The following is a 15,426-nucleotide window of genomic DNA, read 5'->3' as shown; positions in this document are numbered from 1 at the left end:
AGAATCCCTCGCTACACTCGATCTAAGACTAAGGTCGTCTGGAACCTCTACGGCAGCCGAATACAGTGGATACGTTCCAAAATAATAAAAAAGCTGTGCTGCGAGGATAAAAACAATGAACGACAGCATTTACCTCTCGATTCAAAACAGCCCGCGCTTCAAGGAGCTGGTGAGAAAAAGGGAACGGTTCGCCTGGGTTCTCTCGGCGATCATGCTAGGGCTTTACTCCGCTTTCATCCTGTTGATCGCCTACGGGCCACAAGTGCTGGGCGCCAAGCTCAGCCCCGGGTCATCGATAACCTGGGGCATTCCCCTGGGCGTCGGGCTGATTGTGTCCGCCTTCATCCTGACCGGCATCTATGTGCGCCGGGCCAATGGCGAATTTGACGACCTGAACAATGCGATTCTCAAGGAGGCTGCGCAATGATCCGGCGTCTATTGGCTGTATTCGGCGCTGCGCTGTTTGCTCCGGCCGTTTGGGCGGCGGATGCATTGACCGGTGAGGTGCACAAGCAACCGCTGAACGTATCGGCCATCGTGATGTTCATCGCGTTTGTCGGTGCCACCCTGTGCATCACTTACTGGGCTTCCAAGCGCAACAAATCGGCGGCGGACTACTATGCGGCCGGTGGCAAGATCACCGGTTTCCAGAACGGTCTGGCGATTGCCGGTGACTATATGTCGGCCGCCTCCTTCCTGGGTATTTCCGCGCTGGTCTACACCTCCGGTTATGACGGCCTGATCTATTCGATCGGCTTCCTGGTGGGTTGGCCGATCATCCTGTTCCTGATCGCCGAACGCTTGCGTAACCTGGGCAAGTACACCTTTGCCGACGTGGCGTCCTATCGCCTGGGGCAAACCCAGATCCGCAGCCTGTCGGCCTGTGGTTCATTGGTGGTGGTGGCGTTCTACCTGATCGCGCAGATGGTGGGTGCTGGCAAGCTGATCCAACTGCTGTTCGGCCTGGATTACCACGTGGCGGTGATCCTGGTGGGTATCTTGATGTGCCTGTATGTGTTGTTCGGCGGCATGCTGGCGACCACCTGGGTGCAGATCATCAAGGCCGTGCTGTTGCTGTCCGGTGCCTCGTTCATGGCGCTGATGGTGATGAAGCACGTCAACTTCGACTTCAACACGTTGTTCTCCGAGGCGATCAAGGTTCACCCCAAAGGTGAAGCGATCATGAGCCCCGGCGGCCTGGTGAAAGACCCGATTTCTGCCTTCTCCCTTGGCCTCGCCCTGATGTTCGGGACCGCTGGCCTGCCGCACATCCTGATGCGCTTCTTCACCGTGAGCGATGCCAAGGAAGCGCGTAAGAGCGTGTTGTATGCCACTGGCTTCATCGGCTACTTCTATATCCTGACCTTTATCATCGGTTTCGGCGCGATCCTGCTGGTCAGCACCAACCCGGCGTTCAAGGATGCTGCAGGCGCCTTGCTCGGTGGCAACAACATGGCGGCGGTGCACCTGGCCAATGCGGTGGGCGGCAGTATTTTCCTGGGCTTCATCTCGGCCGTGGCGTTTGCCACCATCCTGGCGGTGGTTGCCGGCTTGACCCTGGCCGGTGCATCGGCGGTGTCCCATGACCTGTACGCCAGCGTGATCAAGAAGGGCAAGGCCAACGAGAAAGATGAGATTCGCGTGTCGAAGATCACCACCGTGGCCTTGGGTGTGTTGGCGATTGGCCTGGGTATCCTGTTCGAAAGCCAGAACATCGCGTTCATGGTCGGCCTGGCGTTCTCCATTGCCGCCAGTTGTAACTTCCCGGTGCTGCTGCTTTCCATGTACTGGAAAAACCTCACCACCCGTGGCGCCATGATTGGCGGCTGGCTGGGCTTGGTCAGTGCCGTGGGCCTGATGATCCTCGGTCCGACCATCTGGGTCTCGATCCTGCACCATGAAAAAGCCATCTTCCCGTATGAATACCCGGCGCTGTTCTCGATGATCATTGCCTTTGTCGGCATCTGGTTCTTCTCCATCACCGACAAGTCGGCGGCGGCAGAGAAAGAGCGTGCGCTGTACTTCCCGCAGTTTGTGCGTTCGCAGACTGGCCTGGGGGCGAGTGGGGCGGTTTCTCACTAAGGTAATGGCTGGATAAGAAAATGCCCCGGTCGAAAGGCCGGGGCATTTTTTGTGGGCTTGAGTGATGTGTCGGCTGGGCTATCGTTATCGCGGGCAAGCCCGGCTCCCACAGGGGAATGCATTCCAAGTGTGGGAGCCGGGCTTGCCCGCGATAGCGGCAGATCTGACAAAACTGTTTCTCAAATCCTGCACAAATAAAAACGGCCTCCTTGTAAAAGGAGGCCGTTTTTTAGACCAAATAGTTAGAAGCTTACTTGCGATCTTCCAGTTTGGTGATATCGCGCGACTCGTAGCCGGTGTACAGCTGGCGCGGACGGCCAATCTTGTACGGGCTGGAGAGCATTTCTTTCCAGTGGGAGATCCAGCCCACGGTCCGCGCCAGGGCGAAGATCACGGTGAACATGCTGGTCGGAATGCCGATCGCCTTGAGGATGATGCCTGAGTAGAAGTCGACGTTCGGGTACAACGAGCGTTCGATGAAGTACGGGTCGGTCAGGGCGATCTCTTCCAGGCGCATGGCCAGTTCGAGTTGCGGATCGTTCTTGATGCCCAGTTCCTTCAACACTTCGTCGCAGGTCTGCTTCATGACAGTGGCGCGTGGGTCGCGGTTCTTGTAGACACGGTGACCGAAGCCCATCAGCTTGAATGGATCGTTCTTGTCCTTGGCCTTGGCGATGAATTTGTCGATGTTCGAGACATCGCCAATTTCGTCCAGCATGGTCAGGACGGCCTCGTTCGCGCCGCCGTGGGCAGGGCCCCACAGTGCAGCGATACCGGCAGCGATACAGGCGAACGGGTTGGCACCCGAAGAGCCTGCCAGGCGCACGGTAGAGGTCGAAGCGTTCTGCTCGTGGTCGGCGTGGAGGATGAAGATCCGGTCCATTGCCTTGGCCAGTACCGGGCTGATCGGTTTGATCTCGCACGGGGTGTTGAACATCATGTGCAGGAAGTTTTCCGCGTACGTCAGGTCGTTGCGCGGGTACATCATGGGTTGACCCATGGAGTACTTGTAAACCATTGCGGCGAGGGTTGGCATCTTGGCAACCAGGCGGATCGCGGAAATTTCGCGATGCTGCGGGTTATTGATGTCCAGGGAGTCGTGATAGAAGGCCGACAGGGCGCCGACCACGCCGCACATGACGGCCATCGGGTGGGCGTCGCGACGGAAGCCGTTGAAGAAGGTCTTCAATTGCTCGTGAACCATGGTGTGGTTCTTGACGGTGCTGACGAACTGGGCTTTTTGCTCAGCTGTTGGCAATTCGCCATTTAGCAGCAGGTAGCAGGTTTCCAGGTAGTCCGACTTCTCGGCCAGTTGCTCGATCGGGTAGCCCCGGTGCAGCAGAATGCCATTGTCGCCATCGATATAGGTGATCTTCGACTCGCAAGAGGCGGTCGACATGAAGCCTGGGTCGAATGTGAAACGGCCCGTGGCCGTCAGGCCCCGCACGTCGATTACATCGGGACCAACGGTGCCGGTTAAAATGGGCAGCTCGACGGGGGCTGCGCCCTCGATGATCAACTGCGCTTTTTTGTCAGCCATGTGGCCTCCTATTTATGCTTCAAATCATCAGACAGACCCCCCACGCAGGGCCCGCACCACTATATTGATATAAATCCAGATGTCAATTTGCCTAAAGTCTTGCCCCAGAAGGCTTTAACCATACTTTTTCGTCGAAATTGACTGCCATTTACGCCTTTTATCCGGTTAAAGCAATGCGCTATTCGGGTGAGGAGTGCGCGTTGTCATTAGTAACCTAACTGTCTATACTCGGCCTCCGACCGCCAGGGGCTTTTGGGCCTGATTTGATGGGGGTCGCATCCCTGGGTGGTGGTTACCTGACCAGTGCACTCCCCAACAACTTTGCCCTGATTGTTAGGGGCTCTTCAGTGTGAAAAAAAGCCGTGAATAGCCAACGACCTGTAAACCTAGACCTAAGGACCATCAAACTCCCCATCACCGGCGTTACGTCGTTCCTGCACCGTGTTTCCGGCATCATCCTGTTCCTGGGCTTGGGCATCATGCTTTATGCATTGAGCAAATCCCTGGGTTCCGAGGAAGGATACGCCGAGGTGAAGGCATGCTTGACCAGCCCGCTGGCCAAGTTCGTAGCATGGGGCCTCCTGTCCGCTCTGCTGTATCACCTGGTAGCCGGTGTGCGCCACTTGATCATGGATGCGGGTATCGGTGAGACGCTGGAAGGCGGCCGCCTGGGCTCGAAAATCATCATCGCCATTTCCGTGGTGCTGATCGTTCTGGCAGGAGTTTGGATATGGTAACCAGCGTTACGAACCTTTCGCGTTCGGGCCTCTATGACTGGATGGCGCAGCGTGTGTCTGCGGTCGTTCTCGCGGCTTATTTCATTTTCCTGATCGGATACCTCGTCGCAAATCCGGGCATCGGCTATGAGCAATGGCATGGCCTGTTTTCCCACAATGCGATGCGAATCTTCAGTCTGCTGGCCCTTGTAGCCCTGGGCGCTCACGCCTGGGTCGGCATGTGGACCATCGCGACCGACTACCTGACGCCGATGGCGCTGGGCAAGTCCGCGACTGCAGTACGTTTCCTCTTCCAGGCAGTATGCGGCGTCGCGATGTTCGCTTACTTCGTCTGGGGTGTGCAGATTCTTTGGGGTATCTGATTCATGGCTAACATTCCAACTATTTCCTTCGACGCCATCATCATTGGTGGCGGCGGTGCCGGCATGCGCGCAGCGCTGCAGCTGGCCCAAGGCGGTCACAAGACCGCCGTGATCACCAAGGTGTTCCCGACGCGCTCCCACACCGTATCGGCCCAGGGTGGCATCACGTGCGCCATCGCCTCCGCCGACCCGAACGATGACTGGCGCTGGCACATGTACGATACCGTTAAGGGTTCCGACTACATCGGTGACCAGGACGCTATCGAATACATGTGTCAGGAAGGCCCGGCCGCGGTGTTCGAGCTGGACCACATGGGTCTGCCGTTCTCCCGTACCGAGCAAGGTCGTATCTACCAGCGTCCATTCGGCGGCCAGTCGAAGGATTACGGTAAGGGCGGGCAGGCTGCCCGTACTTGCGCCGCGTCCGACCGTACCGGTCACGCGCTGCTGCACACCCTTTATCAGGGCAACCTGAAAGCCGGCACTACGTTCCTGAACGAGTACTACGCGGTCGACCTGGTGAAGAACGCCGACGGTGCATTCGTTGGCGTGATCGCCATCTGCATCGAAACCGGTGAAACCACCTACATCCGCGCCAACGCTACCGTTCTGGCGACTGGCGGTGCAGGCCGTATCTACGCGTCGACCACCAATGCCCTGATCAACACCGGCGACGGCGTCGGCATGGCACTGCGTGCTGGCGTTCCGGTACAAGACATCGAAATGTGGCAGTTCCACCCGACCGGCATCGCCGGCGCCGGTGTACTGGTTACAGAAGGTTGCCGTGGTGAAGGTGGTTACCTGATCAACAAGCACGGCGAGCGTTTCATGGAGCGTTACGCTCCGAACGCGAAAGACCTGGCGGGTCGTGACGTTGTTGCCCGTTCCATGGTTAAAGAAATCATCGCCGGTAACGGCTGTGGCCCGAATGGCGACCACGTACTGCTGAAGCTCGATCACCTGGGCGAAGAAGTACTGCACAGCCGCCTGCCAGGTATCTGCGAGCTGTCCAAGACCTTCGCTCACGTTGACCCGGTGGTTGCTCCGGTTCCGGTTGTTCCGACTTGCCACTATATGATGGGCGGCGTGCCGACCAACATTCATGGCCAGGCGATCACCCAGAACGCTGATGGCCAGGACGAAATCATCCACGGTCTGTTCGCCGTAGGCGAAGTGGCTTGCGTATCGGTTCACGGTGCCAACCGCCTGGGCGGCAACTCGCTGCTCGACCTGGTGGTATTCGGCCGTGCTGCCGGCTTGCACCTGGAAAAGGCGCTGACCGACGGTATCCATTACGACGACGCCACCGAAGCCAACATCAATGCCGCCATGGCGCGTCTGAACGCCCTGAACGAGCGTACCGATGGCGAAGACGTGGCTACTCTGCGTCGCGAGTTGCAAAGCTGCATGCAGAACTACTTCGGTGTATTCCGTACCGGCGAATACATGCAGAAGGGTATTGCTCAACTGGCCGATCTGCGCAAGCGCATCGCCAACGTCAAGATCAACGATAAGAGCCAGGCGTTCAACACTGCTCGTATCGAAGCCCTTGAGCTGCAAAACCTGCTGGAAGTGGCCGAAGCAACTGCAATCGCTGCCGAGGTTCGTAAAGAATCCCGTGGCGCCCACGCCCGTGAAGACTTTGAAGATCGCGACGACGAAAACTGGTTGTGCCACACCCTGTACTTCCCGGGTGACAAGCGCGTAACCAAGCGTGCCGTGAACTTCTCGCCGAAGACGGTTCCGACGTTTGAACCGAAGATTCGGACTTACTAAGGGTGGCTGCCATGTTGAAAGTCAGTGTTTATCGCTACAACCCTGATCAGGACGCCGCGCCGTTCATGCAGGAATTCCAGGTCGATACCGGTGGTAAAGACCTGATGGTGCTGGATGTATTGGCACTGATCAAAGAGCAGGACGAAGGTTTCTCCTATCGTCGCTCTTGCCGTGAGGGCGTTTGTGGCTCCGACGGTATGAACATCAACGGCAAGAACGGCCTGGCGTGCATCACGCCGCTGTCCGCCGTGGTGAAAGGCAACAAGCTGATCGTTCGTCCTCTGCCAGGTTTGCCGGTTATCCGTGACCTGGTTGTTGATATGAGCATCTTCTACAAGCAATACGAGAAAGTTAAGCCGTTCCTGCAGAACGACACGCCGGCTCCGGCCATCGAGCGTCTGCAGTCCCCGGAAGAGCGTGAAAAGCTCGACGGTCTGTACGAGTGCATCCTGTGCGCTTGCTGCTCGACTTCGTGCCCGTCCTTCTGGTGGAACCCGGACAAGTTCCTGGGTCCAGCCGCTCTGCTGCAAGCGTACCGCTTCCTGGCAGACAGCCGTGACACCAAGACGTCCGAGCGTCTGGCTTCACTGGATGACCCGTTCAGCGTATTCCGCTGCCGCGGGATCATGAACTGCGTCAACGTATGTCCCAAAGGCCTGAACCCGACTAAGGCCATTGGTCACATCCGTAACATGCTGCTGCAGAGCGGCGTGTAACTGACGTTGTAGTAAAGGCAGGACCGTTGTGCCCGTAAATGCTACGGCGCAGGCTTCAACCGGCGCCGTAGTTTTAACTTGAGCAGCGACTTACAAAGCCGCGGCTCTTATTTTGAAGAAATGAGACAAGCAGGGGCATTCGGGTTGGTACCCGAACTATCAGCGTGATCCTAAGTGGCTTGTTTTGGTCGCTGCACTTGGCCTTTTGCAAGCAAACTCGGTGTTTTCGCCGGTGGTGTCCCCAAATCGAGGGTGACCAAGCATGCAAGAAAGCGTGATGCAGCGCATGTGGAACAGCGGCTATCTTTCAGGTGGTAACGCTGCCTATGTGGAAGAGCTTTATGAGCTCTACCTGCACGACCCTAACGCTGTGCCAGAAGAATGGCGCACCAAATTTCAGACGTTGTCTTCAGACGGCAACGCTGCCACCGATGTATCGCACGCAACAATTCGCGATCAGTTCGTGCTGCTGGCAAAGAACCAGCGCCGCGCCCAGCCGGTTTCCGCCGGGAGCGTGAGCAGTGAGCACGAGAAGAAGCAAGTTGAAGTACTGCGACTGATCCAGGCCTACCGGATGCGTGGCCACCAGGCGGCCCAGCTTGACCCGCTGGGGCTCTGGAAGCGTCCTGCACCTGCAGACCTGTCGATCAATCATTACGGCTTGACCAATGCCGATCTTGATACGACCTTCCGTGCCGGCGACCTGTTCATCGGCAAAGAGGAAGCGAGCCTACGCGAAATTCACGAAGCGTTGCAGCAGACATATTGCCGCACCATCGGCGCTGAGTTCACGCACATCACCGATTCCGAGCAACGTCACTGGTTCCAGCATCGCCTGGAAGGTGTGCGTGGTCGTCCGGTGCTGTCCGCCGACGTGCGCAGCCACCTGCTTGAGCGCGTAACCGCTGCCGAAGGCCTGGAGAAATACCTGGGTACCAAATACCCGGGCACCAAGCGTTTCGGCCTGGAAGGCGGCGAAAGCCTGATCCCGATGCTCGACGAGCTGATCCAGCGTTCCGGTTCCTACGGCACCAAGGAAATCGTGATCGGCATGGCCCACCGTGGTCGCCTGAACGTGTTGGTCAACACCTTCGGCAAGAACCCGCGTGAGCTGTTCGACGAGTTCGAAGGCAAGAAGAAGGTCGAGCTGGGTTCCGGTGACGTTAAATACCACCAAGGCTTCTCGTCCAACGTAATGACCACCGGCGGTGAAGTTCACCTGGCCATGGCCTTTAACCCATCCCACCTGGAAATCGTTTCTCCAGTGGTCGAGGGTTCGGTCCGTGCACGCCAGGATCGTCGTAACGACACCACCGGTGAAAAGGTCCTGCCGATTTCCATCCACGGTGACGCGGCATTCGCCGGTCAGGGCGTGGTCCTGGAAACGTTCCAGATGTCGCAGACTCGCGGCTTCAAGACCGGTGGTACCGTTCACATCGTCATCAACAACCAGGTGGGCTTCACCATCAGCAACCCGCTGGACGCGCGCTCTACCGAGTATGCGACCGACGTTGCCAAGATGATCCAGGCGCCGATCCTCCATGTGAATGGCGATGATCCGGAAGCTGTGCTGTTCGTGACCCAGCTCGCCATCGACTACCGCATGCAGTTCAAGCGTGACGTGGTCATCGACCTGGTTTGCTACCGCCGTCGCGGTCACAACGAAGCGGACGAGCCGAGCGGCACCCAGCCGTTGATGTACCAGCAGATCACCAAGCAGCGCACCACCCGTGAACTGTATGCCGACAGCCTGATCAAGGCCGGCGTGGTTGACGATGCGCGTGTTCAGGCGAAAGTCGACGAATACCGCAACGCGCTGGACAACGGTCTGCACGTAGTGAAAAGCCTGGTCAAAGAGCCGAACAAAGAGCTGTTCGTGGACTGGCGTCCGTACCTGGGCCACGCCTGGACTGCACGTCACGATACGTCTTTCGATTTGAAGACCTTGCAGGAATTGTCCGCCAAGTTGCTGGAAATTCCAGAAGGCTTCGTAGTTCAGCGCCAGGTGGCGAAGATCTACGAAGACCGTCAGAAGATGCAAGCCGGCGGCCTGCCGATCAACTGGGGTTACGCCGAAACCATGGCGTACGCGACCCTGGCGTTCGAAGGTCACCCGATCCGCATGACCGGCCAGGACATCGGCCGTGGTACGTTCTCGCACCGTCACGCGGTACTGCACAACCAGAAAGACGCGACCACCTACATACCGCTGCAACACCTGTACGAAGGCCAGCCTCGTTTCGACCTGTACGATTCGTTCCTGTCCGAAGAAGCGGTTCTGGCGTTCGAATACGGTTACTCGACCACCACGCCGAACGCGCTGGTGATCTGGGAAGCCCAGTTCGGCGACTTCGCCAACGGTGCCCAGGTGGTTATCGACCAGTTCATCACCAGCGGCGAGCACAAGTGGGGGCGCCTGTGCGGTCTGACCATGTTGCTGCCACACGGTTATGAAGGTCAGGGTCCTGAGCACTCCTCGGCCCGTCTGGAGCGTTACCTGCAGCTGTGCGCCGAGCACAACATCCAGGTGTGCGTGCCGACTACCCCGGCCCAGATCTACCACTTGCTGCGCCGCCAGGTGATCCGCCCGCTGCGCAAGCCGCTGGTAGTGCTGACCCCGAAATCGCTGTTGCGTCATAAATTGGCCATCTCGACCCTGGAAGATCTGGCCGATGGTTCGTTCCAGACCGTAATTCCAGAAATCGACACCCTGGACGCAGCCAAGGTCACTCGCCTGATCCTGTGCAGCGGCAAGGTTTACTACGACTTGCTGGAAAAACGCCGTGCCGAAGGCCGCGAAGACATCGCCATCGTGCGTATCGAGCAGCTTTACCCGTTCCCGGAAGACGACCTGATGGAGGCCATCGCGCCTTACACCAACCTCACCAATGTGGTGTGGTGCCAGGAAGAGCCGATGAACCAGGGCGCGTGGTACAGCAGCCAGCATCACCTGCGTCGCAGCATCGGTAACCACAACAAGGCCCTGGGCCTGGAATACGCCGGTCGCGATGCTTCTGCTGCACCTGCGTGTGGTTATGCGTCGATGCACGCCGAGCAGCAGGAAAAACTGCTGCAAGATGCTTTCACTGTTTAACGCCTTCGCGCTGACTGAAACCGAATTTTAAGGACCCACAGATAATGGCTATCGAAATCAAAGCCCCGTCATTCCCGGAATCGGTTGCCGATGGCACCGTTGCCACCTGGCACAAGAAACCAGGCGACGCTGTAAAGCGTGACGACCTGATCGTCGACATCGAGACCGACAAAGTCGTTCTGGAAGTGTTGGCTGAAGCTGACGGCGTGCTGGGCGCGATCGTTGCCGAAGAGGGCGCTACCGTCCTGTCGAACCAGGTTCTGGGCTCGATCGAAGAGGGCAGTGCTGCTGCCGCTGCTCCTGCCGCCGCTGCTGCACCGGCTGCCTCCGCTCCAGCTGCCGCTCCGGCCGCTGGCGCTGAAGACCCGATCGCTGCTCCAGCCGCGCGTCAACTGGCTGAAGAAAACGGCATCAACCTGGCTTCCATCAAAGGCACCGGTAAAGACGGCCGCGTGACCAAGGAAGACGTGGTCGCTGCTGTTGAAGCCAAGAAGAACGCTCCGGCTGCCGCACCCGCCAAGGCTGCTGCTCCTGCTGCCGCCGCCCCTGTGTTCGCTGCCGGTGACCGCACCGAGAAGCGCGTACCGATGACCCGCGTACGTGCCACCGTGGCCAAGCGTCTGGTTGAAGCACAGTCGAACATGGCGATGCTGACCACTTTCAACGAAGTCGACATGACCGAAGTCATGGCTCTGCGTTCGAAGTACAAGGATCTGTTCGAGAAGTCCCACAATGGCGTGCGCCTGGGCTTCATGTCGTTCTTCGTGAAAGCAGCCACCGAAGCACTGAAGCGCTTCCCGGCAGTCAACGCTTCCATCGACGGTAACGACATCGTTTACCACGGCTACGCAGACGTTGGCGTTGCTGTGTCCAGCGACCGTGGCCTGGTAGTACCGGTTCTGCGTAACGCCGAGCTGATGAGCCTGGCTGAAATCGAAGGCGGCATCGCCACCTTCGGTAAGAAAGCCCGTGACGGCAAGCTGACCATCGACGAGATGACCGGCGGTACCTTCACCATCACCAACGGTGGTACCTTCGGTTCGATGATGTCGACGCCGATCGTCAACCCGCCGCAGGCTGCGATCCTGGGCATGCACAACATCCTCCAGCGTCCGATGGCCATCAACGGCCAAGTCGTGATCCGCCCGATGATGTACCTGGCGCTGTCTTACGATCACCGCCTGATCGATGGTAAAGAAGCCGTGACTTTCCTGGTGACCATCAAGAACCTGCTGGAAGACCCGGCTCGTCTGCTGCTGGATATCTGATAGAAGCAGCTGCGGGCTTCGGGCGGGCTGCCGGATAAGGCAGCCTGGCTCGGGGCTTGCGGCTTGAAAGCTTGCTGCTAAATAGAGGAACTATTTTCATGTCGCAGAAATTTGACGTTGTAGTGATTGGTGCAGGTCCTGGCGGCTACGTTGCCGCCATCAAGGCCGCACAACTGGGCCTCTCGACTGCTTGCATCGAAAAATACACCGACAAGGAAGGTAAGCTGGCGCTGGGCGGTACTTGCCTGAACGTTGGCTGCATTCCTTCCAAGGCGCTGCTGGACAGCTCCTGGAAATTCCACGAAGCCCAAGATGGTTTCGCGATCCACGGCATCAACCATGCTGGCGTGACCATGGACGTGCCAGCGATGGTCGGCCGTAAAGCCAACATCGTTAAAGGCCTGACTTCCGGCGTTGCCACCTTGTTCAAGGCCAACGGCGTAACTTCGATCCAGGGCCACGGCAAGCTGCTGGCCGGCAAGAAAATTGAAGTCACCAAGCCAGACGGCTCGGTTGAAGTCATCGAAGCCGAAAACGTGATCCTGGCTCCAGGTTCGCGCCCAATCGACATTCCGCCTGCTCCAGTTGATAACAACGTGATCGTTGATTCGACCGGCGCCTTGGAATTCCAAGCGGTACCTAAGCGTCTGGGCGTGATCGGCGCTGGCGTGATCGGCCTGGAACTGGGTTCGGTATGGTCCCGCTTGGGTGCTGAAGTCACCGTGCTGGAAGCCCTGGACACGTTCCTGCTGGCTGCCGACACCGCGGTGTCCAAGGAAGCCCTGAAGACCCTGACCAAACAAGGTCTGGACATCAAGCTGGGCGCTCGCGTGACCGGCTCGAAAGTCAACGGCGAAGAAGTTGTTGTCAACTACACCGACAAGGATGGCGAAAAAACCATCACTTTCGACAAGCTGATCGTAGCCGTTGGTCGCCGCCCAGTGACCACCGACCTGCTGGCTGCCGACAGCGGCGTGACCCTCGACGAGCGCGGCTACGTGCACGTTGACGATCACTGCGCCACTACCGTTCCTGGCGTCTACGCCATCGGTGACGTGGTTCGCGGCATGATGCTGGCGCACAAGGCTTCCGAAGAAGGCATCATGGTTGTCGAGCGCATCAAGGGTCACAAAACCCAGATGAACTACGACCTGATCCCATCGGTTATCTACACCCACCCGGAAATTGCATGGGTCGGCAAGAACGAACAGCAGTTGAAAGCTGAAGGCGTTGAAGTTAACGTCGGCACCTTCCCGTTCGCTGCTTCTGGCCGTGCCATGGCAGCCAACGACACCGGTGGTTTTGTCAAAGTCATCGCTGATGCCAAGACTGACCGCGTATTGGGCGTCCACGTGATTGGCCCAAGCGCTGCAGAACTGGTTCAGCAAGGCGCAATCGGTATGGAATTCGGCACCAGTGCCGAGGACCTGGGCATGATGGTCTTCTCCCATCCGACCCTGTCCGAAGCGTTGCACGAAGCAGCGTTGGCAGTGAATGGCGGTGCCATCCACATCGCCAACCGCAAGAAGCGCTAAGCGAGATAATAAGAAACCACGGCGGAGTTGCCCGTCGTGAGCCTTGTGCGCAAGACTCACCGCGGAATATCCGCCGGACGCAGCCTTGCGCAGCTTTACGGGCCTTGAGCCCAGCAAGTTGTGCAAGCAGCAGTCACAGGTGGCGCGGCACTCATAATGAGCGCAGCGCCGAATGCGCAGTACCTAACGAAGACGGTAAAAAGCATGAATCTTCACGAGTATCAGGGTAAGCAGCTGTTCGCTGAATACGGCCTGCCAGTTTCCAAGGGCTACGCAGTAGACACCCCGGAAGCAGCAGCAGAAGCTTGCGACAAAATCGGCGGCACTGAGTGGGTTGTCAAAGCCCAGGTTCACGCCGGTGGTCGCGGTAAAGCGGGCGGCGTTAAGCTGGTTCGCAGCAAAGAAGACGCCAAGGCCTTCGCACAGCAGTGGCTGGGCAAGCGTCTGGTGACTTACCAGACTGATGCCAATGGCCAACCAGTCACCAAGATCCTGGTTGAATCGTGCACTGATATCGCTAAAGAGCTGTACCTGGGCGCTGTCGTTGACCGTTCGAGCCGTCGCATCGTGTTCATGGCTTCCACCGAAGGTGGCGTGGACATCGAGAAAATCGCTCACGAAACCCCAGAAAAAATTCTGAAAGCCACCATCGATCCACTGGTTGGCGCTCAGCCATTCCAGGGTCGCGAGCTGGCTTTCCAGCTGGGCCTGGAAGGCAAGCAAGTTGCCCAGTTCGCCAAGATCTTCGTAGGTCTGGCCAAACTGTTCCAGGACCACGATCTGGCCCTGCTGGAAGTGAACCCGCTGGTGATCAAGGCTGACGGCGATCTGCACTGCCTGGACGCCAAGATCAACATCGACGCCAACGCCATGTACCGTCAGCCTAAGCTGAAGACTTTCCACGATCCGTCGCAAGACGATCCGCGCGAAGCGCACGCTGCCAAGTTCGAACTGAACTACGTAGCCCTGGAAGGTAACATCGGTTGCATGGTCAACGGTGCTGGCCTGGCCATGGGTACCATGGACATCGTCAACCTGCATGGCGGCAAACCAGCCAACTTCCTCGACGTGGGCGGTGGTGCTACCAAAGAACGCGTTACCGAAGCCTTCAAGATCATCCTGTCCGACTCCAACGTCGCAGCAGTACTGGTCAACATCTTCGGCGGCATCGTTCGTTGCGACATGATTGCCGAAGGCATCATCGGTGCAGTGAAAGAAGTCGGCGTTAAAATCCCGGTTGTTGTTCGCCTTGAAGGTAACAACGCTGAACTGGGCGCTAAAGTACTGGCAGAAAGCGGTTTGAACATCATCGCGGCTACCAGCCTGACCGACGCTGCTCAACAAGTTGTCAAAGCTGCGGAGGGCAAATAATGAGCGTCCTGATCAATAAAGACACCAAAGTTATCTGCCAGGGTATTACCGGTTCGCAAGGTAGTTTCCACACCCAGCAAGCCATCGAATACGGCACCAAGATGGTTGGCGGCGTAACTCCAGGCAAAGGCGGCACCGAGCACCTGGGCCTGCCAGTGTTCAACACCGTGAAAGACGCTGTAGCTGCCACCGGCGCCACCGCCAGCGTGATCTACGTTCCAGCTCCTTTCTGCAAGGACTCCATCCTGGAAGCAGCATTCGGCGGCATCAAGCTGATCGTCTGCATCACCGAAGGCATTCCTACCCTGGACATGCTGGACGCTAAAGTTAAGTGCGACGAGCTGGGCGTAGTCCTGATCGGCCCTAACTGCCCAGGCGTGATCACTCCAGGCGAATGCAAGATCGGCATCATGCCAGGTCACATTCACTTGCCAGGTAAAGTCGGTATCGTTTCCCGTTCCGGCACCCTGACCTACGAAGCTGTGAAGCAGACCACTGACGCCGGTTTCGGTCAGTCGACTTGCGTCGGCATCGGCGGTGACCCGATCCCAGGCTCGAACTTCATCGACATCCTGAAGCTGTTCCAGGAAGACCCAAAGACCGAAGCGATCGTGATGATCGGTGAGATCGGCGGTTCGGCTGAAGAAGAAGCGGCTGCCTACATCAAGGCACACGTGACCAAGCCGGTTGTTTCCTACATCGCTGGTGTGACTGCCCCTGCTGGCAAGCGCATGGGCCATGCTGGCGCAATCATCTCCGGCGGCAAAGGCACTGCAGACGAGAAATTCGCTGCTCTGCAAGACGCAGGTGTTAAAACCGTGCGTTCGCTGGCAGACATCGGCAAGGCCCTGGCCGAGCTGACCGGTTGGGCTGTCAAGTAAGCCTCGTGCTTAACTGAAGCGCTACCAACACAAAGGCCACCTTCGGGTGGCCTTTGTGCTTTCT

The 15,426-nt window shown here is 58.1% G+C and carries 12 protein-coding genes; 11 read left to right on the top strand and 1 reads right to left on the bottom strand.

The window, feature by feature from the left end; genetic code table 11:
- Positions 1-115: 115 nt before the first annotated feature.
- Positions 116-427 (top strand): DUF485 domain-containing protein, encoded by a 312-nt coding sequence (locus AC07V4_RS10560; protein WP_431752005.1) that lies wholly within the window; start codon positions 116-118, stop codon positions 425-427.
- Positions 424-2,082, top strand: coding sequence for a cation acetate symporter (locus tag AC07V4_RS10555; protein WP_492636374.1), 1,659 nt, complete (start codon positions 424-426; stop codon positions 2,080-2,082). The genes AC07V4_RS10560 and AC07V4_RS10555 overlap by 4 nt, the downstream gene beginning before the upstream one ends.
- A 250-nt stretch (positions 2,083-2,332) precedes the next feature.
- On the opposite strand, the gene gltA is transcribed toward AC07V4_RS10555, so the two are convergent.
- Positions 2,333-3,622, bottom strand: a complete 1,290-nt coding sequence (gene gltA / locus AC07V4_RS10550) for a citrate synthase (RefSeq protein WP_003172803.1) — start codon at positions 3,620-3,622, stop codon at positions 2,333-2,335.
- A 362-nt stretch (positions 3,623-3,984) separates the two neighbouring features.
- On the opposite strand from gltA, the gene sdhC reads away from it, so the two are divergent.
- From sdhC to sucD, 9 genes are all read left to right on the top strand, one after another.
- Positions 3,985-4,359, top strand: a complete 375-nt coding sequence (sdhC, locus tag AC07V4_RS10545; protein WP_016979564.1) for a succinate dehydrogenase, cytochrome b556 subunit — start codon at positions 3,985-3,987, stop codon at positions 4,357-4,359.
- Positions 4,353-4,721: a succinate dehydrogenase, hydrophobic membrane anchor protein gene (gene sdhD, locus AC07V4_RS10540; RefSeq protein ID WP_003172805.1), complete on the top strand. Its 369-nt coding sequence runs from the start codon at positions 4,353-4,355 to the stop codon at positions 4,719-4,721. The genes sdhC and sdhD overlap by 7 nt, the downstream gene beginning before the upstream one ends.
- A 3-nt stretch (positions 4,722-4,724) precedes the next feature.
- Positions 4,725-6,497: a succinate dehydrogenase flavoprotein subunit gene (gene sdhA, locus AC07V4_RS10535; RefSeq protein ID WP_492636375.1), complete on the top strand. Its 1,773-nt coding sequence runs from the start codon at positions 4,725-4,727 to the stop codon at positions 6,495-6,497.
- A gap of 11 nt (positions 6,498-6,508) precedes the next feature.
- Complete coding sequence (locus tag AC07V4_RS10530) at positions 6,509-7,213, top strand: succinate dehydrogenase iron-sulfur subunit (protein WP_003172807.1); 705 nt, start codon at positions 6,509-6,511, stop codon at positions 7,211-7,213.
- Positions 7,214-7,475: 262 nt separating this feature from the next.
- Complete coding sequence (locus AC07V4_RS10525) at positions 7,476-10,307, top strand: 2-oxoglutarate dehydrogenase E1 component (protein WP_492636376.1); 2,832 nt, start codon at positions 7,476-7,478, stop codon at positions 10,305-10,307.
- Between the two features lie 44 nt (positions 10,308-10,351).
- On the top strand, positions 10,352-11,575 hold the full coding sequence (gene odhB, locus AC07V4_RS10520; protein ID WP_492636377.1) for a 2-oxoglutarate dehydrogenase complex dihydrolipoyllysine-residue succinyltransferase: 1,224 nt from the start codon (positions 10,352-10,354) through the stop codon (positions 11,573-11,575).
- A 98-nt stretch (positions 11,576-11,673) separates the two neighbouring features.
- Positions 11,674-13,110 (top strand): dihydrolipoyl dehydrogenase, encoded by a 1,437-nt coding sequence (gene lpdA / locus AC07V4_RS10515; protein ID WP_431749065.1) that lies wholly within the window; start codon positions 11,674-11,676, stop codon positions 13,108-13,110.
- Positions 13,111-13,314: 204 nt separating this feature from the next.
- Positions 13,315-14,481, top strand: coding sequence for an ADP-forming succinate--CoA ligase subunit beta (sucC, locus tag AC07V4_RS10510; protein WP_003233235.1), 1,167 nt, complete (start codon positions 13,315-13,317; stop codon positions 14,479-14,481).
- Positions 14,481-15,362, top strand: a complete 882-nt coding sequence (gene sucD / locus AC07V4_RS10505; protein WP_003172813.1) for a succinate--CoA ligase subunit alpha — start codon at positions 14,481-14,483, stop codon at positions 15,360-15,362. The genes sucC and sucD overlap by 1 nt, the downstream gene beginning before the upstream one ends.
- Positions 15,363-15,426: the final 64 nt, after the last annotated feature.

Source organism: Pseudomonas sp. GW821-FHT03A09 (genome assembly GCF_059421065.1).
The sequence above is the reverse complement of the archived record's forward strand: the minus strand, read 5'-3'. Positions and strand labels throughout refer to the sequence as shown.